The 21543-nt window shown below is 64.2% G+C and carries 22 protein-coding genes; 11 read left to right on the top strand and 11 right to left on the bottom strand.

The annotated features are described in order from the left end of the window. Positions 1 to 13 precede the first annotated feature (13 nt). The 5 genes from pelF to maiA all read left to right on the top strand — a co-directional run bounded on the left by pelF (position 14) and on the right by maiA (position 5522). Entirely contained in the window at positions 14 to 1882 is a 1869-nt protein-coding gene (pelF, locus tag BVH73_RS13145; RefSeq protein WP_245800345.1) for a GT4 family glycosyltransferase PelF, read from the top strand. Next, positions 1883 to 3253: an exopolysaccharide Pel transporter PelG gene (gene pelG, locus BVH73_RS13140; protein ID WP_079419353.1), complete on the top strand. Its 1371-nt coding sequence runs from the start codon at positions 1883 to 1885 to the stop codon at positions 3251 to 3253. 72 nt (positions 3254 to 3325) lie between these two features. Then, on the top strand, positions 3326 to 3871 hold the full coding sequence (locus BVH73_RS13135; RefSeq protein WP_079419351.1) for a VOC family protein: 546 nt from the start codon (positions 3326 to 3328) through the stop codon (positions 3869 to 3871). Next, entirely contained in the window at positions 3868 to 4881 is a 1014-nt protein-coding gene (locus BVH73_RS13130) for a fumarylacetoacetate hydrolase family protein (protein WP_079419349.1), read from the top strand. Before BVH73_RS13135 ends, BVH73_RS13130 begins: the two co-directional genes overlap by 4 nt. After that, a complete protein-coding gene (gene maiA / locus BVH73_RS13125) occupies positions 4878 to 5522 on the top strand; it encodes a maleylacetoacetate isomerase (RefSeq protein WP_079419347.1) in 645 nt (214 codons plus the stop codon). The genes BVH73_RS13130 and maiA overlap by 4 nt, the downstream gene beginning before the upstream one ends. A gap of 6 nt (positions 5523 to 5528) precedes the next feature. Here maiA and phhA read toward each other — a convergent pair whose 3' ends face one another. Both phhA and hppD read right to left on the bottom strand, forming a co-directional pair. Then, positions 5529 to 6395 (bottom strand): phenylalanine 4-monooxygenase, encoded by an 867-nt coding sequence (phhA, locus tag BVH73_RS13120; RefSeq protein ID WP_079419345.1) that lies wholly within the window; start codon positions 6393 to 6395, stop codon positions 5529 to 5531. Between the two features lie 15 nt (positions 6396 to 6410). Further along, positions 6411 to 7517: a 4-hydroxyphenylpyruvate dioxygenase gene (hppD, locus tag BVH73_RS13115; protein ID WP_079419343.1), complete on the bottom strand. Its 1107-nt coding sequence runs from the start codon at positions 7515 to 7517 to the stop codon at positions 6411 to 6413. 174 nt (positions 7518 to 7691) lie between these two features. Here hppD and kynB point away from each other — a divergent pair, with 174 nt between their 5' ends. The 5 genes from kynB (at position 7692) to BVH73_RS13090 (ending at position 11659) form a co-directional block, all read left to right on the top strand. Then, positions 7692 to 8315, top strand: a complete 624-nt coding sequence (gene kynB, locus BVH73_RS13110; RefSeq protein ID WP_079419341.1) for an arylformamidase — start codon at positions 7692 to 7694, stop codon at positions 8313 to 8315. Positions 8316 to 8326: 11 nt separating this feature from the next. Further along, a complete protein-coding gene (gene kynU, locus BVH73_RS13105) occupies positions 8327 to 9610 on the top strand; it encodes a kynureninase (protein ID WP_079419339.1) in 1284 nt (427 codons plus the stop codon). Next, complete coding sequence (gene kynA, locus BVH73_RS13100) at positions 9607 to 10464, top strand: tryptophan 2,3-dioxygenase (protein WP_079419337.1); 858 nt, start codon at positions 9607 to 9609, stop codon at positions 10462 to 10464. The genes kynU and kynA overlap by 4 nt, the downstream gene beginning before the upstream one ends. An 11-nt stretch (positions 10465 to 10475) precedes the next feature. Then, on the top strand, positions 10476 to 10964 hold the full coding sequence (locus tag BVH73_RS13095) for an Lrp/AsnC family transcriptional regulator (protein WP_079419335.1): 489 nt from the start codon (positions 10476 to 10478) through the stop codon (positions 10962 to 10964). A 152-nt stretch (positions 10965 to 11116) separates the two neighbouring features. Continuing rightward, positions 11117 to 11659 carry an NUDIX hydrolase gene (locus BVH73_RS13090; RefSeq protein WP_079420639.1) on the top strand — a complete coding sequence of 181 codons (543 nt, stop codon included), beginning with the start codon at positions 11117 to 11119 and terminating at the stop codon, positions 11657 to 11659. Positions 11660 to 11746: 87 nt separating this feature from the next. Here the strand turns inward: BVH73_RS13090 and BVH73_RS13085 are convergent, their stop codons facing one another. Continuing rightward, positions 11747 to 12487: a sulfite exporter TauE/SafE family protein gene (locus BVH73_RS13085; RefSeq protein WP_079419333.1), complete on the bottom strand. Its 741-nt coding sequence runs from the start codon at positions 12485 to 12487 to the stop codon at positions 11747 to 11749. A gap of 58 nt (positions 12488 to 12545) precedes the next feature. Here BVH73_RS13085 and BVH73_RS13080 point away from each other — a divergent pair, with 58 nt between their 5' ends. Next, a complete protein-coding gene (locus BVH73_RS13080) occupies positions 12546 to 13283 on the top strand; it encodes a helix-turn-helix domain-containing protein (protein WP_079419331.1) in 738 nt (245 codons plus the stop codon). A 72-nt stretch (positions 13284 to 13355) separates the two neighbouring features. Here the strand turns inward: BVH73_RS13080 and BVH73_RS13075 are convergent, their stop codons facing one another. The 8 genes from BVH73_RS13075 to BVH73_RS13040 all read right to left on the bottom strand — a co-directional run bounded on the left by BVH73_RS13075 (position 13356) and on the right by BVH73_RS13040 (position 21529). Continuing rightward, positions 13356 to 13835, bottom strand: a complete 480-nt coding sequence (locus BVH73_RS13075) for a FixH family protein (RefSeq protein WP_079419329.1) — start codon at positions 13833 to 13835, stop codon at positions 13356 to 13358. Positions 13836 to 13858: 23 nt separating this feature from the next. Further along, positions 13859 to 15277 (bottom strand): cytochrome c oxidase accessory protein CcoG, encoded by a 1419-nt coding sequence (ccoG, locus tag BVH73_RS13070; protein WP_079419327.1) that lies wholly within the window; start codon positions 15275 to 15277, stop codon positions 13859 to 13861. A gap of 107 nt (positions 15278 to 15384) precedes the next feature. Further along, complete coding sequence (ccoP, locus tag BVH73_RS13065; protein ID WP_079419325.1) at positions 15385 to 16329, bottom strand: cytochrome-c oxidase, cbb3-type subunit III; 945 nt, start codon at positions 16327 to 16329, stop codon at positions 15385 to 15387. Beyond that, complete coding sequence (locus tag BVH73_RS13060; RefSeq protein WP_079419323.1) at positions 16326 to 16520, bottom strand: cbb3-type cytochrome oxidase subunit 3; 195 nt, start codon at positions 16518 to 16520, stop codon at positions 16326 to 16328. Before BVH73_RS13060 ends, ccoP begins: the two co-directional genes overlap by 4 nt. A 10-nt stretch (positions 16521 to 16530) precedes the next feature. Next, positions 16531 to 17172, bottom strand: coding sequence for a cytochrome-c oxidase, cbb3-type subunit II (gene ccoO / locus BVH73_RS13055; RefSeq protein WP_079419321.1), 642 nt, complete (start codon positions 17170 to 17172; stop codon positions 16531 to 16533). A 19-nt stretch (positions 17173 to 17191) separates the two neighbouring features. Further along, positions 17192 to 18634, bottom strand: coding sequence for a cytochrome-c oxidase, cbb3-type subunit I (gene ccoN / locus BVH73_RS13050; RefSeq protein WP_079419319.1), 1443 nt, complete (start codon positions 18632 to 18634; stop codon positions 17192 to 17194). Between the two features lie 162 nt (positions 18635 to 18796). Then, on the bottom strand, positions 18797 to 19003 hold the full coding sequence (gene ccoS / locus BVH73_RS13045) for a cbb3-type cytochrome oxidase assembly protein CcoS (protein ID WP_079419317.1): 207 nt from the start codon (positions 19001 to 19003) through the stop codon (positions 18797 to 18799). A gap of 9 nt (positions 19004 to 19012) precedes the next feature. Beyond that, positions 19013 to 21529: a heavy metal translocating P-type ATPase gene (locus BVH73_RS13040; protein ID WP_245800344.1), complete on the bottom strand. Its 2517-nt coding sequence runs from the start codon at positions 21527 to 21529 to the stop codon at positions 19013 to 19015. Positions 21530 to 21543: the final 14 nt, after the last annotated feature.

The following is a 21543-nucleotide window of genomic DNA, read 5'->3' as shown; positions in this document are numbered from 1 at the left end:
GAAACAACCGACCATGATTGCCCCCGACTTCTCCGACACGCAGCCCGAAGCCTATGAATCCTCGGCCGATGTGGACATCATGCTGCTGCTCGAAGGCACCTACCCCTACGTCTCGGGCGGCGTGTCGAGCTGGGTGCACCAGATCGTCAGCGGTTTTCCGCACCTTCGGTTTCATCTGGTCTTCCTCGGCTCGCGCGAGGAAGACTATGGCAAGCCGCGCTACGCGATGCCACCCAATGTGGTCGGGCTCACCCATCACTACCTCTTCAGCGATGCCGTACTGCCCACCGCGCACGAAGAGCGCGGCGACGCCCGCACCGCCGAACTGGTGGAAAACCTGCACACCCTGATCCGCGATGGCCACGACACGGCCAGCCGCGCCGAAGTGCTGCGCGCCAGCCTGCAAGCCATGCAGGACAAGCTCGATCTGCGCTACTTCCTGCACTCGCACCAGTCGTGGGCCTACCTCACCGCGCAGTACCAGCTGCGCTGCACCGACCCGTCCTTCGTCGACTACTTCTGGACGGTGCGCACCATGCACACCCCCATCTGGACCCTGGCCACCCTGGCCCGGGAGTTGCCGCGCGCCAAGATCTATCACACCGTCTCCACCGGGTATGCTGGGTATCTGGGCGCCGTGCTCTCGCGGCTGTACGACAAGCCGCTGATCCTGTCGGAGCACGGCATCTACACCAAGGAGCGTCGCATCGACCTGTTCTCGGCCAACTGGATCAGCGACAACACCCCGGTGCTCGAGCGCACCGCGGGCGAAGCGGGCTACTTCCGCCAGCTCTGGATCAGGCTGTTCGAATCGCTGGGCCGCATGTGCTACGACGCCGCCGATCCGGTGATCGCGCTCTACGAAACCAACCGTCTGCGCCAGATGGCCGACGGCGCCAACCCGATCACCACCTGCTGCATCGCCAACGGCATCAACGTGCCGCCCTTCGCCGCGACCCGCGCCCTGCGCCCGGCGCAGCCGCCGCTGGTGATGTGCCTCATCGGCCGGGTGGTGCCGATCAAGGACATCAAGACCTTCATCCGCGCCGTGCGCGTGGCCAGCAACCGCCTGCCCGGCCTCCAGGGCTGGATCGCCGGCCCCGAAGACGAACACCCGGACTATGCCCGCGAATGCCGCGAGCTCGCCGACAGCCTGCAACTGGGCGACACCCTGCAGTTTCTCGGCTTCCAGAAGCTCACCGAACTCATGCCCAAGATCGGGCTGGTGGTGCTGTCCTCCATCAGCGAGGCGCTACCGCTGGTCATGCTCGAAGGCTATGCCGGCGGCGTGCCCTCGGTGACCACCGACGTCGGCTCCTGCCGCCAGCTCATCTACGGCCTGGGCGAGGAAGACGAGGCGCTGGGCGCCTCCGGTGCCGTGGTCGGCATCGCCGACGCGCAGGGGCTGGGCGAAGCCTGCGCCGAACTGCTGGGCGACGCCGACCGCTGGCAGGCCGCCAGCGCGGCGGGTATCGCCCGGGTCGAGCGCTACTACACCCAGCCCATCATGTTCGACAACTACCGAGCCGTCTACGACGACGCCCTGCAACGCAGCGCCGCCCGCGCCGCGGGCCTGCACGATTCGGTCGGCGCCGTGGCCACCTGGCTGCGCGGCGAACCGCCACTCGATGAACCCGCCGACGCCGCCGAGCCGCCTCAAGGCGGCGGCAGCCCCCTCGGGGGGCAGAAAGGGCGCAGCCCGAACGTGGGGGACACCGCCGACGCCGCCGAGCCGCCTCAAGGCGGCGGCAGCCCCCTCGGGGGGCAGAGAGGGCGCAGCCCGAACGTGGGGGACACCGCCGACGCTGCCGAGCCGCCTCAAGGCGGCGGCAGCCCCCCCGGGGGGCAGAGAGGGCGCAGCCCGAACGTGGGGGCCAACTAGATGGCCGGCATCGGCTTCGAGCTGCGCAAGTTGCTGCGCACCGAGTCCTACCTCGGGCTGCTGCGCGCCTACACCTACGCGTCCATCATCAGCTCCGGGCCGTGGGTGTTTTCCATCATCGGCCTCATCGCGGTGGGCGTGCTGTCGCTCGGTGTCGTCACGCCCGACGCGCTCATCACCCAGTTCCAGGTCACGGTCACCTACCTCATCATGGCCTCGCTGATCCTCACCGGAGGGCTGCAACTGGGCTTCACCCGATGGGTGGCCGACCGGCTGTTCGAGAAGCGCAAGGACGACATCGCCCCGGCCTATTTCGGCGTGGTGCTGGTGACCACGGCCGTCAGTGGCGGACTGGGCTGGCTGACCGCGCTGCTGGGTTTCGACGGGGTGAGCAATCTGTACCGGGTGCTCATCGTGGTGGGACTGACGCTGCTGTCGAACCTCTGGATCACGACGGTGTTTCTCTCGGGCCTGAAACAGTATCGCGCCATCGTCGGCCTGTATGGGCTGGGCTACGGCATGTCGGTGCTGATGTCGTACATCGCCCGTCCCTGGGGGCTCGACGGGCTCCTGCTGGGCTTTCTCGGCGGGCAGTTCGTCATGTGGGTGTTGATGCTGTGGCTGGTGCTGCGCAACTTTCCGGTGGTGCGCCCGATCAGCCTGGCCTGCTTCCGCCCGAAGCAGATGTATCTCTCGCTCATCGCGGGCGGTGTGCTCTACAACGTGGGCGTGTGGGCCGACAAGCTGGTGTTCTGGTTCACCACGGGCACGTCCAACCCGGTCATCGGCCCGCTGCGCGCCTCGACCATTTACGACCTTCCCGTGTTTCTCGCCTATCTGTGCGTCATCCCGGGCATGGGCATTTTCCTGGTGAAGTTCGAGACCGACTTCGTCGAGTGGTACGACAAGTTCTATACCGCCGTGCGCGAAGGCGGCGCGCTGCAAGACATCTCCCGCTATCACGACGGCATGCAGGGCGTGGTGCGCGAGGGGCTCTACCAGATCCTGAAGGTGCAGGCGCTCACGCTGCTGGCGGTGTACACCTTCGTGCCGGCGCTGTTTTCGTGGATCGGCATCAGCAGCCTCTACATCCCGCTGTTCCTGGTGCAGGCCGTGGCGGCGAGCTTCCAGGTGATGCTGCTGGCCGTGCTCAACGTGTTCTATTACCTCGACCGCAGGCGCGATGTGGTGGTCATCACAGCCACGTTGACGGTGCTGAATTTTGCGCTGAGCGTGCTCTCCATCCAGCTCGGTCCGGCCTTCTTCGGCTACGGCTTCGGCGTGGCCCTGTTCATCACCCTGATGCTGGGCATGATGTTGCTGCAGCGACTGTTCCGTAAGCTGGAATACCAGACCTTCATGCTGCAGTAGCCTCGCGCAGCGAAGCTGCAGCACGCCTGTTTTGCGACTAGAGTTCACGGATCACAAAACAGGAGACTCATCATGCTGGTCCACAAGATCCATCATGCTGCCTACCGCTGCAAGGACGCGCTGCAGACCGCGCGCTGGTACGAACAGCATCTGGACATGAAACTCGTGCTGTGCATTGCCGAGGACACCGTGCCCTCCACGGGCGAGGCCGATCCCTATATGCACATCTTTCTCGATGCGGGCCAGGGCAATATCCTGGCCTTCTTCGAGCTGCCCACGCAGCCCGAAATGGGGCGCGACCCCAACACCCCCGTCTGGACTCAGCACCTCGCATTGGAGGTCGGCAGCATGGACGAACTGCTCGCCGCCAAGCAGCGCCTGCAGCAAGCTGGCATCGACGTGCTCGGCCCGACCGATCATGCGCTGTTCCAGTCCATCTACTTCTTCGACCCCAACGGCCATCGCCTGGAGCTGGCGTGCAATACCGCCAGCCCCAAGATGCTGGCCGCACTCGATGCGGTGAAGTGGGACATGCTCGAAGAGTGGGGCCAGACCCGCAAGGCCCCGAAGCACGCCGCCTGGATGCACGACGGCCGCTACAAGGAGATGTTCCAGTGAGGCTGGCCACGCTGAAGACTTCGACCCCGGACGGCCGACTGGTCGTGGTCAACGACACCCTGACCCAGTGTCAGCCCGTGCCCGAGATCGCCCCCACGCTGCAGGCCGCGCTCGACGACTGGGCGCGCTGCGCCCCGCTGCTGCGCGACGCGGCGCTTGCCCTGCAAGCCGGTACCGCGCGACACGCCCAGCCCTTCGACGCCGCCGCCTGTCACTCGCCGCTGCCCCGGGCCTTCCAGTGGGCCGACGGATCGGCCTACATCAACCATGTCGAACTGGTACGCAAGGCACGCAAGGCCGAAGTGCCCGCCACCTTCTACACCGACCCGCTGATGTACCAAGGCGGCTCAGACAGCTTCATCGCCCCCTGCGATCCGATCGTGGCCAAAGAGAGCTGGGGCATCGACTTCGAGGCCGAGGTGGCCGTCATCACCGGGGAAGTGCCGCTGGGCGCCACGCCCGCGCAGGCGGCGCAGGCCATCCGCCTGGTGCTGCTGGTCAACGACGTGTCGCTGCGGCAGCTCATTCCAGCGGAACTGGCCAAGGGTTTCGGCTTCTTCCAGAGCAAGCCCGCGTCGGCCTTCAGCCCTGTGGCGCTCACGCCCGACGAACTCGGCGCGGCGTGGCGCGACCACAAGCTGCATCTGCCGCTGCGGGTGGAGGTCAATGGTCGGCGCTTCGGTCATCCGAATGCCGGGGTGGACATGACCTTCGACTTCGCCCAGCTCATCGCCCACGCGGCCAAGACCCGCCGCCTGGCGGCGGGCACGATCATCGGCTCGGGCACGGTATCGAACAAGCAGGGTGGCCTTTGGGGCTCCAAGGTCGAGCACGGCGGGGTGGGCTATGCCTGCATCGCCGAGGTGCGCACCTACGAGACGATCGAACAGGGCGAGGCCGCCACGCCCTTTCTGCGCGACGGCGACGTGGTCGAAATCAGCATGCACGATGACCGGGGTTTGAGCCTGTTCGGCAGCATCCGCAACCGCGTGCAGGCACTGCCGGAATGAAGCTCTACACCTACTTCCGCAGTTCCGCGGCCTATCGGGTTCGCATCGCCCTGCACCTCAAGGGGCTGGCCTTCGACTCGGTGCCGGTGCATCTGCTGCGTGAGGGCGGCCAGCAACATGCCGCGGCTTACGCGGCGCTCAATCCGAACGAAACCGTGCCCACCCTGGACGACGACGGCCAGATCCTCACCCAGTCCCTGGCCATCATCGAGTACCTGGACGAGACCCACCCGAGCCCGCCGCTGCTGCCGGGCTCGGCCGCTGACCGGGCCCGCATGCGTGCCATCGCGCAAACCATCGCCAGCGACATCCACCCGATCAACAATCTTCGGGTGCTGCAGCACCTCACGCGCAGCTTCGATGTGAGCGAGGCGCAGAAGAGCGCGTGGTATTGCCACTGGGTCGATCGGGGGCTGCAGACCGTCGAGAAAATGCTCGCGCGCGACCCGCGCACCGGCAGGTTCTGCCACGGCGACGCGCCCACGCTTGCGGACTGCTGCCTCGTTCCGCAGGTCTTCAATGCCCGGCGCTTTGGTTGCAGCCTGACGGGTCTGAGCACCGTTCTGCGCATCTGCGCCGAATGCGAAGAACTGGAGGCCTTTCGGCGCGCTGCGCCCCAGCATCAGCCTGATGCCGAATAGGCCGTCTCAGCCTGTTTCGCGGCCGACCGTCTCGTCCACCTCGCGCGGCAGCAGCATCCCGGCCTCGATCTCCGGCTGCACGGCCGCCTGGGCATAGAGCGGGGTGAAGTCGGGCGCCGTCGCGTCGAACAACTGCTGGAAGCTGTCGATGATGAAGTAGGTCGCCTGAAAGGTGTCGATGCGGTAGCGGCTGCGCAGCAGGCGAGGCAGATCGAAGCGCACCCGCCGCGCCTGCGGGCTGTGCAGGCTGTGCGCGACTTCGCCGCCCGACGACAGAATGCCCGCGCCGTAGATCCGCAGCCCCTGATCCGACCGGATCAGACCAAACTCCACCGTGTACCAGTACAGACGGGCCAGATACTGCAGGGCATGCTGCCCCTGAGCCTTGAGCCCACCGGCTCCGAACGCCTGCATGTAGTCGGCGAACCGGGGCTCGAACAAGAGCGGCACATGGCCAAACAGATCGTGAAACAGATCAGGCTCGACGATGTAGTCGAACTCCTCCGGTCTGCGCAGCCAGACCGTCACCGGAAACCGCCTCGCCGCCAGCAGACCGAAGAACGCCGACTCGGGAATCAGGCCGGGCACGGCCACGACCTCCCAGCCCGTGGCCGGCTTCAGCCGGACGTTGATGTCGTCGAAGCGCGGAATGCCGCGCTGCGCCCGCAGATGCGGCAGGGCCCGGACAAATTCCTCGCAGGCCCGCCCCGGCACCAAGGCCATCTGCCGCGCATACAGCCGCGCGAACAAGGCATGCTCCTGCGGGGTGTAGCGCGCCCAAGGCTGCGCGCAGGTGTAGTCGGCGTCGCAATGGGCGTAGTCACCGCGCGGGGTGATGCTGGCTTCGCCGTAGGTCACAGGCACGCTGGACATGATCGGCTCCGCTGATCACGCGGCCTGCGTCTCCAGCACCCCTCGGCGCATCTGGTCGAGTTCGATGCTTTCGAATAGCGCCTTGAAGTTGCCCTCGCCGAAACCCTGGTCGCCCTTGCGCTGGATGATCTCGAAGAAGATCGGGCCGATCACGGTCTGCGTGAAGATCTGCAGCAGCAGGCGCCTTTCGGGCTGCATCGTGCCGTCGAGCAGGATGCGGTCGCCGCTCAGGCGTTGCACGTCTTCGCCGTGGCCGGGCAGGCGCTTGTCGAGCAGTTCGTAGTAGGTATCGGGCGTGTCGAGAAACTGCACCCCGGCGCGGCGCAGGCCTTCCACGGTGGCGTAGATGTCGTCGGTTGCCAGAGCGATGTGCTGGATGCCCTCGCCGTGATAGCGGTCGAGATACTCCTGGATCTGCCCAGCCTTCTCCTGCCCTTCCTCGTTGATGGGGATGCGGATCTTGCCGCAGGGGCTGGTCATGGCCTTGCTCTTCACGCCGGTCACCTGGCCTTCGATGTCGAAGTAGCGGATCTCGCGGAAGTTGAACAGCCGGGTGTAGAAATCCGCCCATTCGCCCATGCGGCCTCGGTGCACATTGTGGGTGAGGTGATCGATGGTGGTCAGGCCGACGCCCGGGTGTTCGGCGCCGGCCTCGTCCACCGGCTCGAAGTCCACGTCGTAGATCGAGATGTCGCCGATGCCGCCGTGTCTACCCCCTTTGCCGCGCCAGCGGTCGACGAAGTAGATCAGGCTGTCGCCGATGCCCTTGATCGCCGGGATGTTCAGCTCCATCGGGCCGCTGCGGCTGTCGAAGCCCCAGGCGCCCCGTTCCAGCGCGCGCCTGTAGGCGGCGTTGGCGTCCTGCACGCGGAAGGCGATGGCGCAGATGCTCGGGCCGTGCAGCCGCGCGAAGCGCTGGGCGAACGAATCCGGCTCGGCATTGACGATGAAGTTGATGCCGCCCTGGCGCCACAAGGTCACGTTCTTGTGACGATGGCGGGCTACCGCGCGAAAGCCGAGCTGGGCGAACAGGGCGCCTAGCTTTTCAGGTTCCGGCGCCGCGTATTCGACGAACTCAAAGCCGTCGGTGCCCATGGGATTGGAGGCGGAAGGGATGGACATGAGCTTGGTCTCCTGCGGGGAATGAGCCAAACTGTAGATCGACAGGCGCGCAGAGTTTCCGCGAAACACGCGCCATTTTGAGCAACTACGGGAAAATCTTGCGCCTATACGCCCGTACGATCCGATAAGCTGCAAAGATTCAAAAATAGCCATCCAACCTTGGTCCAAGCTCGCATGAACCGCGTGTGGGACATTTCCCCAACCGTCTCGCCCACCGCCCCGCTGTTTCCGGGCGACCTGCCCTATGCGCTGGAATGGACGGCCCGCCTCGGGCCGGGATGTCCGGTCAATCTCAGCGCCGTGCATCTCTCGCCCCATGTCGGCGCCCACGCGGATGCGCCGCTGCACTACGCCGACGGCGCCCCGAGCATCGATGAGGTGGATCTTGCGCCCTATCTGGGGCCATGCCGCGTGATTCACGCCCTGAACTGCGGCGCCCTGATCGAGATCGCCCATCTGCAGCGCCTCTCGGTCGATCTGCCCCCGCGTGTGCTGGTGCGCACCCGCCGTCGGGCGCTGACGGCCTGGTCGGAAGACTTCGCCGCGTTCGCCCCCGCGACGGTAGGCTGGCTGGCCGCGCAGGGCGTGCGTCTCATCGGGCTCGACACCCCCTCCGTCGATCCCGCGGCCAGCAAAACCCTGGATAGCCACGCCGGCCTGCTGCGGCACGATATGCGCGTGCTCGAAAACCTCGTGCTCGATGACGTCCCCGAGGGCGACTACGAGCTGATCGCCTTGCCCCTGAAACTGCAGGGCGCCTGCGCTTCGCCGGTGCGCGCCGTGCTGCGCAGCCTCTGAAAACACGATTCATGACCAAATTTCAACGACCCGACTGCGTCAGCCTCGATGCCGCCGACGCCCTCGCCGCACTACGCGAGCAGTTCAGCCTGCCCAACGACGTGATCTACCTCGACGGCAATTCGCTGGGCGCCCTGCCAAAATCGACCGCGGCCCGGGTTCAAGCCGTCGTGACCGAAGAATGGGGACGGGGCTTGATCCGTAGCTGGAACACGGCGGGCTGGATCGATCTGCCCAGCCGGGTGGGCAACAAAATCGCCCGGCTGGTGGGCGCCGCGCCCGATGAACTGGTGGTCACCGACTCCACCTCCATCAACCTGTACAAGGTGCTCAGCGCCGCGCTCGCCATCGCCCGGGTGGACTCGCCGCAGCGCCGCATCATCGTCTCGGAGCGGGAAAATTTCCCAACCGACCTCTACATGGCCCAGTCGCTCGCCGCACAACACGGCATGCAGCTCGAACTCGTCGAGCAAGGCCAGGCGCTCAGCCGCCTGCACGACGACGTCGCCGTGCTGCTGCTCACGCAGGTGAACTACCGCAGCGGCGTCCTGTACGACATGGCCGCGGTGACCGCCGCCGCCCACGCGGCGGGCGCGCTGACGATCTGGGATCTGGCGCATTCAGCCGGCGCGGTGCCGGTCGATCTGGGCGGCGCGCAGGCCGACTTCGCCATCGGCTGCGGCTACAAATACCTCAACGGCGGGCCGGGCGCGCCCGCCTTCGTCTGGGCGCACGCGCGCCATGTCAACCGCGTAGAGCAGCCCCTTTCGGGCTGGCACGGCCATGCGGCGCCCTTCGCATTCACCCCCGACTATCAACCCGCCCCCGGCATGGCGCGCTACCTCTGCGGCACGCCCACCCTGCTTTCACTCGCTGCGCTGGAGTGCGGCGTGGACACGGTGCTGGCGGCCGAGCCGTTCGGGGGCATGCAGGCGCTGCGTCGCAAGTCTTTGGCACTCAGCGATCTGTTCATCCGTCTCGTTCACGAGCAGCTGAGCGCGCATCCGATCACCGTCGTCACCCCCATCGACGCCGCCCGGCGCGGCAGCCAGGTCTCGCTGACCTTCGACGGCGACGGCTACGCCGTGATGCAGGCCTTGATCGCGCGCGGCGTGATCGGAGATTTCCGCGCCGGCGACAAAACCCGCGGAGACGCCGATCTGCTGCGCTTCGGCTTCACCCCGCTTTACCTGCGTCATATCGATGTGTTTGACGCCGTGCAAACCCTGCGCGACGTGCTCGACAGCGGCCTCTGGCGAGAAGCGCGATTCGCCCGCAAAGGAGCCGTGACTTGAGCGCCGCACGGCCCGACGCCAGGGGCGAGGAGATCGTGCGCGAAGAGGGCGCGCAGCTCGATTTTTCACAGTCGATGAGCTATGGCGACTATCTGCACCTCGACGCCCTGCTCGGCGCGCAGCACCCGCTCTCGCCCACGCACAACGAGATGCTGTTCATCATTCAGCACCAGACCAGCGAACTGTGGATGAAGCTGATGCTGCACGAGTTGCATGCCGCGCTCGACGCGGTACGGCGCGACGCGTTGCAGCCTGCGTTCAAGATGCTGTCGCGCATCTCGCGCATCATGGAACAGCTCGTTCACGCCTGGGACGTGCTCGCCACCATGACCCCCAGCGAATACACCGCGCTGCGCCCCTACCTGGCGTCGTCCAGCGGCTTTCAGAGCTGGCAGTACCGCTGCATTGAATTCCTGCTGGGCAACAAGAACGCGGCCATGTTGCGCCCGCATGCCCACCGGCCCGAACACCTGGCCACGGTGGAGGCCGCCTGGCGCACGCCCAGTCTGTACGACGAGACACTGCGCCTGCTCGCCCGCCGCGGCCTGCCCGTCGCACCGGGCCATCTCGACCGGAACTGGACCCAGCCCTATGTAGCGAGCGAGACGGTCGAGCAAGCCTGGCTGACCGTGTACCGGGCACCCGAGCAGCACTGGGATCTGTATCAGCTCGGCGAAGAACTCATCGACCTCGAAGATGCGTTCCGCCTCTGGCGTTTCCGCCATGTCACCACCGTCGAGCGTGTCATTGGCTTCAAGCGCGGAACGGGCGGCACAGGCGGCGTGCCGTATTTGCGAAAAATGCTCGACACCGTGCTGTTCCCCGAACTGTGGACCGTGCGCACCGATCTATAGGCCAGCCCGTCATGCGCAAACCCCCGCCGGAAGCCATCGACCGCATCGACCGCAAGCTGCTCGCCCTGCTGCAGACCGATGCGCGACTGACGCAGGAAAAACTCGCCGAGCAGATCGGGCTTTCCGCCTCGGCCGTTCAAAGGCGCATCCGGCGGCTGGAGCAAATCGGGGTGATCGAAGGCTATCGCGCCATCGTCAGCCCGCGCGCTCTGGGCCTGAGCCTGAGCGCACTGCTCAGTGTGCGCCTCGAAAAACATCGCGCCAGCAACCAGCGTTCACCCCAGGAACTGTTTCGCGTTGCGGTGCAAGGCTGGCCCGAGGTCGTGGAATGCCTGGCCATGACGGGCGAGATGGACTATCTGCTGCGCGTGCACGTGCAGGACATGGAGCACTACGCCCACTTCGTGCTCGAAACCCTGCTCAAACACGAAAGCGTCGAAGACGTGAAGTCGAGTTTTGTCCTCACCGAGGTGAAGCCCTTCACCGGGATTTCCGTCTGAGCGAAGCAAGGCCGAGGCCTTCGAGGTTTCCGGGCAGGCTCGGATCGTCACAAGCGCCCGAACGCACTGCGCGGGAACCATGAAATGACACCGCAATGCCAGCGGCCGTGCGTTTCGCAATAAGCTGGCGCCCTGCACCCTACGCCAAGCCCATGCACAACTCACCCATACGCCATTGCACCGCTTGCGGCTCGGCGGTGATCTACCGCGTTCCTGAAGGCGACTCCCGTCCGCGGGCCGTTTGCCCGGCATGCGGTCACATTCAGTATGAGAATCCGCGCAACATCGTCGGCACCCTTCCGACCTGGGGACAGCAGGTGTTGCTGTGCCGACGGGCGATCGAGCCGCGCTATGGCTTGTGGACCCTGCCCGCAGGTTTCATGGAAATCGGCGAAAGCACCGAAGTGGGGGCGTTACGCGAAACCCGCGAGGAAGCCGGAGCCGAAGTGACGCTGAGCGGGCTGTATGCGGTGATCAACGTACTGCCCGCGAATCAGGTCTATTTTTTCTACCGTGGCGAGCTCACCCAACCGCATTGGCAAGCCGGCGAGGAAAGCCTGGAGGTCCGACTTTTCCATGAAGCCGACATTCCCTGGGAGCAACTGGCGTTCCGCAGCGTGGCGCAGACGCTCAAGCGCTACTTCGCCGACCAGCGCGCCGGGCGCTTTCAGATCCACACCTTCGACATCGCCTGAAGACTCAGAAGCTGTAAACAAATCCGGCGCACGCGAGTGGGGCCGCCAGGTGGCATGAGCGGGCGTGGCGGATTTGTTCACAGCTTCTCATGCACAGCCTCCCATGGGCAGCGCGCTGTCAGCGTGAAACAGCTTCCAGAACCCGTAGGCCGCAAAGAGCAGCAGCACCCCACCGGCGGCCACATGAAAGCCGCGCTGGTTGGTGCGCTGACTCACCCAGCGCAGAGTGTGTCCGGCAAACAGCATGTGCGGCAGGGTACCCAGGCCAAAGGCCAGCATGGCCAGTGCCCCCTCCCAGGCCGTTGCGCTGAGAAACGCCAGCGAAAGCGCGGAATACACCAGGCCGCAGGGCAGCAGCCCCCAAAGCAATCCGGCTCCGAGGCGTTTGGGAAAGGTGTTGAAAGGCAGAAGCCGGGACAGCAGAGGTTGGGTCAGCCGCGTCAGCCCGCGACCCACCCAACTGCCGCCCAGCCATTTCTGCTGCCAGGCCAGCCAGCGCGGCGAAAGCACCTGCTGCAGAATCATCCAAAGCCCGACGGCGGCAAGCACAAGATTGCCCAGAGTGAAAAGGCTCAATTGCACCGGTCGCGCACTCGCGGCCCATACGCCCGCGCCAATCAGCCCGGCGATTCCTCCCAGAATCGTGTAGGAAAGCACCCTGGCGCTCTGCAATTGCAACTGATTGCGGAACAACTGCCGAGCCGGCAGCAGCGCATGCTCGGTCGAGGCGCGCTCGGTCGCCACCACCAGTCCTCCGCACATGGCGGCACAGTGCAGCCCCCCCGTGAGGCCCATCAACAACAGGGTCAGTGGAATGGTTGTATTCATGGCGTTCTGCTGTATTCTGCAAACATCAATTGAAGCAAATATCGCAAGATATCAATCCATGAAATCGACTCCGACACCCACGGCGACGCAGACGGAAAAACCCCATCCCTGCGACGTCTGCTTCCAGAGCAAATTCTGCCTTCCGATCGGGTTGCCGCAGTCGGAGATGGGCCGGATCCGCGACGTGATTCAGGCGACCATCCGGGTGCAGAAGGGCGAGGTTCTTTTCAGTACGGGCCAGGCCATGACCAAGGTCTATTCGGTGCATGCCGGATCGTTCAAATCCTATGTCACCAGCCCGGACGGACGCGAACAGATTGTCGGCTTCCACATTCCGGGTGAGTTGATGGGGCTGGAGGGACTGGGTCAGCACACCTATTTCACCGACACCGTCGCCCTTGAAGACAGCGAAGCCTGTGAAATCGATCTGCGCGCCCTCGAAACCACCACGCGCGACCTGCCTTCGCTGCAGCATCAACTGCATTGCATCGTCGGCAACAAACTCGTACGGGCGCAGCAGGACCAGTTTTCGCTGGGCAGCATGCACGCCGACGAACGGCTGGCGCGTTTTCTGCTCGATCTGTCGGAGCGGTTCAAGGCGCGCGGGCTTTCGCCCGATGAATTCGTGCTGCGCATGAGCCGCGAAGAGATCGGCAGCTATCTGGGCCTGAAGCTGGAAACCGTCAGCCGTCTGATGTCCAAATTCCATGCTGCGGGCCTCGTTCATGTTGCGCAGCGGCAGATTCGCATCACCGATCGCCGCGCCCTCGCCGAACTGCTGATGCCGCAATCCTGATCGAAATCGACATCAAGGCAAGTGTTCGAACGGGCCCTGCAAAGGGCCCATTTCTTTGAAGCGTTGATGCGCTTAGACGCCGGGCTCGAGCGTGAGTGTCGTTCCCGGCACCCAGACACCGGCAAGCCGCCAGTCTGCCGTTTCGAGATGCACGCGGTAGCGCACAGCCTCCAGCGGTGGGGAGAAGGCGCTGTAGTCGCCCGAGGCGTTGCGATGCAGGTCGATCTGCACGTCCTTCTGCTGGCTCAAGGGGTGCCGCAGCATCAGATGCAGCGTGTCCTGGGCGATCCTCTGGTTCAGCCGAAGTTCGATACGCCCGGACGCGATGGAGATCTGCCCGGAAAGACGCAAGGCCTGCGCGTGCCGCTCGCGCTGGATGTCGCCGCCTACCGCGAGCCCCTTCTTGTAGTAGTGATCGGTCACCAGGCTATCGGGCGTGCGACTGGCCAGATAGATGGTGTAAACGCTGGCCAGAACGGCGATCAACGGCAGGGCGATCAGAAACCAGGGCCAGGGTTCGCGGTACCAGGGTCGAGCGGTGGCGGGGTGCATGAATACTCCTTGGGAATCTGGGCTCACGGAACGATGAAGGTAGTCTTGCTGGAGGCAGAGATCGGCTGGTCACCCTGGGATGTCGCGGTGATCTCGATCTTGTAGATGCCCTTCTTCGCGTTGTCGACCGGAACGGTCACTTCCAGCGGCTCCAGGATATTGGTTGAGGCCGGCAGTTCGTAGAGATCGCGCTCGTGAACCGCCAGACCTTCCAGCCCTTTGACCTCCACGCGAATCTTGCGCGACTTCTCGGTCGTGTTCATCAACTGGATCTGATAGACGTTCTCCACCAACCCACCGGGAATCTCGCGTGAAAGCACACCGCGATCACGCATCACGTTCATCTTGAGCGGATCGCGCGTGGCCAATCCGCCGACGAACAGACTCACCATGACGATCAGCAGCGCCGTATAGATCAGAATGCGTGGCCGGAACAGATGGGCCCATTGCTGGCGCTTGGTCCATTTGTTCTTCATCGCATTTTCGCTGGAATAGCGAATCAGTCCGCGCGGATAACCCACCTTGTCCATGACCTGATCGCAAGCATCGACGCAGGCACCGCACCCGATGCACATGTACTGCAAGCCGTCACGGATATCGATGCCCGTGGGGCAGACCTGCACGCAGATGCTGCAATCCACACAGTCGCCCTTGCCTTCCGAGCGAGGATCGACGTTCTTGCCCCGCTTGCCCCGCGGCTCGCCACGCTCGGTGTCGTAGGTGACGACGAGCGTGTCCTTGTCGATCATCACCGACTGGAAGCGGGCGTAGGGACACATGTATTTGCAGACCTGCTCTCGCATGAATCCCGCATTGCCATAAGTGGCGAAGCCGTAGAACAAGATCCAGAACGTCTGCCAGGGCCCGAGGCTCGCGCTGATGACCTGGCCAGCAAGAGCGATGATCGGCGTGAAGTAGCCGACAAAGGTGAAGCCCGTCCACAGCGCCACGGCCGCCCACAAGCCATGCTTGAGCGTCTTTTTGCCGATCTTGCGGGCGTTCCAGTCAGCGCCATCGAGGCGAATGCGCGCCAGGCGATCGCCCTCGACCTTGCGCTCGATCCACATGAAGATCTCGGTATAGACGGTCTGCGGGCAGGCGTAACCACAGAACAGCCGCCCGGCAATGGCCGTGAACAGAAACAGACCGTAGGCCGAGATGATCAGCAGCAGGGCGAGGAAGATCACGTCCTGCGGCCAGAGAATCATGCCGAAGAAATAGAACTTCCGGGTGGAGAGATCGAGCAGGACGGCCTGGCGGCCATCCCACTGCAACCAGGGCAAACCATAGAACAGCGCCTGAGTGAGCAGCACCATGATCACCCGCCAGTTGTTGAACCAGCCGGTGACTGCACGGGAGTAGATCTTCTTGCGAACCTCGTACAGCCACTCTTCAGAGGCTGAGATATCGTCTTCGCTGGGTTCTGGCGCCTTGGCGTTCATCGCGGGTTTGGGACTTTTGAGGCTATTGGGCTGACTGAAACAGACTGGGGGCGCAGTGTGCAGTGCGCCCCCAGCAAGTCAGACAAGGTGGAGACTTGGCAAGCGGCCTATTTCGCGGCTTCCGCTCCGTGGCTGATGCTGTAGACATAGGCCGCCAGCAGATGGATCTTCTCAGGCGAAAGGAAATCTTTCTGCGCGGGCATCTGTCCGGCACGGCCCTTTTCGATGGTGTGCGAAATGGTCTCGATACTGGAGCCGAACAACCACTGACGCTTGGGATCGGCCAGATCAGGCGCGCCCAGGGCCTTGTTGCCGGTGCCATCCGCGGCATGGCAGGCGGCACAAGCGGTTGCGAACAATGGTTTGCCCTGGGCTGCCAATTGGGCGTCGTGCTTCATGCCGCTGAGGCTGCGCACATAATTGGCCACCGCCAGCACACCGGGCTTGCCGCCCACGGCAGCTTCCATCGGCGGCATCATGCCCAGGCGACCGTTGGTGAGGGTCTCCACCAGAACTTCGGGGCTATTGCCGTAGAGCCAGGCGTTGGCGTTGTGGATGGTCAGATTGGGAAAACCCTTGGTCCCGCCGGCATCGGAGCCATGACACTGCGAGCAGTAGGTCAAGAACATGCGCTGCCCGGTGGCCATGGCCGTGGGGTTGGCCGCCAGATCGGGAATGGGCGTTTTCATATAGCCCGCATAAAGCGGCTCGACCCGCGCATCGAAGGCAGCCGATTCCTGCTGGTACATCTTGTCGCTGGAGAAGCCGAGGTAGCCTTTGTAGAACGCGAGGCCGCCATAAAGCCCCAGATACAGAATGCCGAACAGCAGTGTCAGCAGGAACAGACCCATCCACCAGCGTGGCAGCGGGTTGTTGAACTCCTGGAGGTCGCCGTCCCAGACATGGCCCGTCGTGGCGATGGGATTGCCCGCCTTGTCGCGGAACACGGTCTGCCGTGCCGTGCCCCGCAGGAACACGAACAACGCGACGATGGAAACGATGGTGATGCCGCCGATCCAGAAGGCCCACCCGGGGGAATAGAACTGGTTCATGATTTGGACTTGTCGGAGGTCTTGGAATCAATGCCCTTGTCCAGGAACTCGGGCGGGTGACTCTTGGAGTCAAGGAAAGGGATCATGCCGTCCTTCTCATGCGTCTTCTTGAAGCGTGGCGAGAAGGCCCACCAGACGATGAAGGCAAAAACCACCATCGAGAGAACGAGAACGATAGAGCCGAAGGACATGACGCTTGCCTCAATAGTTGATGTAGTTGGCCTTGGACTTGTAGTTGCTGAGCACCGTGCCCAGGCCTTGCAGGTAAGCGATGATTGCGTCTTCCTTGGTCTTGCCTTCAAGCTCTTTCGGCGCCGCGGCGATCTCGGCATCCGTGTAGGGCACGCCCAGGGTCTTCATCGCGCGCATCTTGGCCTGAATCTGATCGGCCTCGGCGGGTTGATGCTGCAGCCAGGTATAGGCCGGCATGATGCTTTCGGGCACGACATCGCGGGGCTGGCGAAGGTGCAGGCGCTGCCACTCATCGGAATACTTGCCACCGACGCGAGCCAGATCGGGACCGGTGCGCTTGCTGCCCCACTGGAAGGGATGGTCATAGACCGACTCGCCTGCCACCGAGTAGTGGCCGTAGCGTTCGACCTCGGCACGCAAGGGACGGATCATCTGCGAGTGGCAGAGGTAGCAGCCCTCGGCCAGGTACACGTCGCGCCCTTCCAGCTGCAGCGCGGTGTAGGGCTTGACGCCTGGAATGGGCTGGGTCGTGCTCTTGTCGAAGAACAGGGGCACGAGCTGAACCAGCCCGGCGATGCTGACGACGATTGCCACCAGCACGATCATCAGACCAACATTTTTCTCGATGGTCTCGTGACTGAATGAAGCCATGAATATCTCCGAATAAGGATCAGGCGTGGGCCGCGCTCAGAGCGGGAACCGGTGCATCGACGGGCTTGCCCTGACGGATGGTCTTCCAGGCGTTGTAGACCATCAGGCACATGCCGAAGAGGTAGATCGAGCCCCCGATGGCGCGAATGACGTACAGAGGAATGACCGCCTTGATGCTTTCGATGAAGCTGTAGGTCAGCGAGCCGTCGGCCTGCATGGCGCGCCACATCAGACCCTCGGTCACACCTGCGACCCACAGCGCGGCGATGTACAGCACCACACCGATGGTGGCTGTCCAGAAGTGGATTTCGATGAGCTTCTTGCTCCACATCTGGGTCTGACCCCAGAGCCGCGGAATCAGGTAGTACAGGCTGCCCATGGTGATCATGCCCACCCAGCCCATGGCGCCCGAGTGCACGTGGCCGATGATCCAGTCGGTGTAGTGGCCCAGCGCGCTCACCGTCTTGACCGAGAGCATCGGGCCTTCGAAGGTGGACATGCCGTAGAACGACAGCGCGGTGATCAGGAACTTCAGAATGGGATCTTCACGCAGCTTGTACCAGGCACCCGACAGGGTCATCATGCCGTTGATCATGCCGCCCCAGCTCGGCGCCAGCAGGATGAGCGAGAACACCATGCCCAGCGATTGCGTCCAGTCGGGCAGCGCGGTGTAGAGCAGATGATGCGGGCCGGCCCACATATAGGTGAAGATCAGCGCCCAGAAGTGCACGATCGACAGGCGGTAGGAATAGACCGGGCGCTCGGCCTGCTTGGGGATGAAGTAATACATCATGCCCAGGAAGGAGGTGGTCAGGAAGAAACCCACCGCGTTGTGGCCGTACCACCACTGAATCATCGCGTCCTGCGCACCGCCATAGACCGAATAGCTCTTCCACGACAGCAGGCTGATGGGCAGCTTGATGTTGTTGACCACGTACAGCAGCGCAATGGTGATGATGTAGGCGCCGAAGAACCAGTTGGCCACATAGATGTGCGGGGTCTTGCGCTTGAACACCGTGCCGAAGAACACGATGGCATAGGCGACCCAGGTGACCACGATCAGCAGACTGATCGGCCATTCCTGTTCGGCGTATTCCTTGCCGCTGGTGATGCCCAGCGGATAGGTGATGGCGCACAGCACGATCACCGCCGTCCAGCCCCAGAAGGTGAATTCGGCCAACTTGGGTGCGAACAACGGCACCTGACAGGTGCGCTGCACGATGTAGTACGAGGTGGCGAACAGCGCGGTGCCGCCGAATCCGAAGATCACCGCGTTGGTGTGCAGAGGACGCAGACGCCCCCAGCTCAGCCATTCCATGCCGTAGGTCATATCCGGCCAGACCAGTTGCACTGCGATGAACACGCCGACCAGCATGCCCACCACGGCCCAGACCAGGGTCATCACCGTGAATTTGCGCACCAGCGCGTAGTTGTATGTCTGCTTAAGCGTCAGATCGCTCATCTGCTCCACCTGTGGGTCAAAAAGAAACAAAAAGTAATGTAGGACATGGTCATTTACTTATACAGATGGCAAGTTGACATGTATCAACACATTTCTATTCGTAAGGGTAAGCACTAGGAAGGTGCGTGTGTCAATGCGACAACCTGCCGCACGACCCGCCACTCACTGGCTAGGGATTTCTGGGTCATCGCCCTCTGGCTTCGAGGTTTTTTTCTCGGACTTCGGCTTGTCGTCATCCATCAGAATGGCGTGGGCCGGGCCTTCCATGTCGTCAAACTGCCCGCTCCGGGCGGCCCACCACAGCACCCCGACGATCACCAGAACCAGCAACACACTGATCGGAATGAGAATGAGAAGGGAGCCTTCCATGCCGTTCTTTCAGCGAACAGGAAGCGAGCGGTCCCGCCGCGCCAGCCGGGCCGCATTGAGCACGACCAGGAGTGACGAGGTGCTCATGCCCACCGCAGCCCAGACCGGGGTGATATAGCCCGCCACAGCCAGCGGAATGGCCAACAGGTTGTAGACCACGGCCCAGATCAGGTTCTCGCGCATCACGCCAACGGTTCGCCGCCCCGTCTCGACCAGACGCGGCAAGGCCCGCATATCCGGGTGATGGAGGATGACGTCGGCGCCGGCCTTGGCGATGGGCGCAGCGCCCGCAAAACTCACCGAAAGATCGGCCGCAGCAAGGACAGGCGCGTCGTTCACGCCGTCCCCCACCATGGCGACCACCCTGCCCTGCGCGCGCCATTGGCCTACCCGTTCGAGCTTGGCCTCCGGGCTCAATCCACCTTCGGCCTGTGCCACGCCAAGCTGGGCGCCCCAGGCTTGAACCGTCGCTGGCGCGTCGCCCGACAGCACGGCGACCTCGGCGCCGGTCTTCATCAATGACTGCAGGGCTTCATGCGCACCGGGCCGAAGCGTTTCCGCAATGTCGAACACCGCCAGCGGACGCCCATCGAGGCTCAACCCGAGCCGCGTCATCGGAATGTCCGTAGCCTGCGGCAACGCGGCCTGAAAAACTCCGGAGAAGGCGTCATTTCCGAGCCGCAAGAGCTGCCCTCGCCACAGGCCCTGCATGCCGCCATGCGGAACCGCCAGCAGGTTCTGTATGGGCTCCAAATCTTCGTCAGCTGCGCCCAGGGTGGCCATGAACGCCCGCGCAAGCGGGTGCTGCACGCCTTGCTCCAGGGCGCGTGCCAAGGCCAGGACCTGCTGCTCGCTGAAAGCGTCATCCAGGACCCGCACCTTGGCGACGACCGGCTCCGACGTGGTCAAGGTGCCGGTCTTGTCGAACAGCCAGAGATCGACCTGCGGCGCCCGGTCGAGGGCGTGGCCGCGAGCCAGCAGCACACCGCGACGCGAGAGCTTGGCAGTCGACGCCGCCAGCGCGGCAGGCACCGCGAGCGACAGCGCACAGGGACAACTCACCACCAGCACGGCGACCAAGGTGGGCACGATGCGCGACGGATCGAGCCACGCCCACAGCAGCACCGTCAGCGCGGCCACCCCCAAAAGCCCTGCGGTGAACCCTTGCGCGGCCTGGTCTGCCAGCTGCGCCGATCGCGGCTTGCTCGCCAGCGCGTGCTGCATCAGATCCACCATCTGGGCGATACGGGTGGCGGCGCCGGTTTGCGTGGCACGCACGATCAAGGGAGACTGCCGGTTCATGCTGCCCGCCAGAATGGCATCGCCGGGCTGTTTGAAGACCGCACGGCTCTCGCCGGTCAGCAGGGCCTCGTCCACCTGCGAGGTGCCGGCCACCACCACCCCGTCCACCGCCGCGGCACTGCCGCTGGGCAGTTCCACTTCATCGCCGGCTCGCACCTGAGTGATGGCAACACTGCGCCAATCGTCCTGCGCACTGCCGCGCACCCGCATGGCGGCGGGCAATTGCTCCATCAGTTCTTCGGCCGCGTTCAGGCTGCGCTGCCGCAGACCGTCTTCGATCAGGCGAGCGCTCAGCAGCAGGGCCAGAAACATCACGACGGAATCGAAGTACACATGGTTCTCGCCGTGAGCCACGCTCCACACGCTGGCGGCAAAGGCGCTCCACAGTCCCAGGGTCACAGGCACGTCCATGCCCAGGCGGCGGTTGCGCACATCGCGCAACGCGCCCATCAAGAAGGGCCAGCCCGAAAACAGCAAGGCCGGCAGCGTCAGCGCGAGACTTCCCCATTGAAAAATGCCCTGCTCGGCGGCGTTGAGACCGTCCGCATCGAGATAGCCTGGCCAGGCGAACATCATCACCTGCATCATCGCGAGCCAGGCCACGAGGGTGCGCAGAATGGCCAGCCTGCGCGCACGCCGGTGGCTGAGTTCGCTCTGGTGGCGCGCATTGGGCAAGGGGCGATAGCCGACTTCGGCCAGCGCATGGAAGATCTGGGCCAGCTGGACGACATTCGCATCCCATTGCAGCGCGACCCGGCGGGTGGAGTAGTTGACCGTGGCGGCGAGCACGCCAGGTAGGCCCCGCACACGCTGCTCGATCAGCCAGACACAGGCGCCGCAGTGAATGCCCTCCACCGCGATCTGCGTGCTCCACTTGCCCTCACCCAAAGGCGTGGCGTAGGCCGACAGGAAGGCCGGGTCGGCCAGCGCCATCCATTGCTGATGGAGTTTTTCGATCTCGGCCTGGGGAAGCGCGGCAAGCGCGCCCTCGCCCGTGGTGCGGCGGTCGTAGTAGGCGCACAGCCCGCCCTGCACGATGATCTCGGCCGCGGCCGCGCACCCCTGGCAGCAGAAACTGCGCCACTGTCCATCCAGTTCCATGCGAACGGGCTCGTGCCCGAGGGGCAGCCCGCAGTGATAGCAGGTGGATTCGCCCGCGGGCGGCACAGGCGCGGAAGCGGCCTGTCGCGGCGCTGCGGGCAGAGGGAGCGTGGAACTCGACATGACCGACATCCTAG

The sequence above is a fragment of the Thiomonas intermedia genome (genome assembly GCF_002028405.1).
GTDB classification, from domain to species: Bacteria; Pseudomonadota; Gammaproteobacteria; order Burkholderiales; family Burkholderiaceae_C; genus Thiomonas; species Thiomonas intermedia.
Note: the sequence above shows the minus strand (reverse complement) of the source record. Positions and strands in the feature narration are given on the sequence as shown.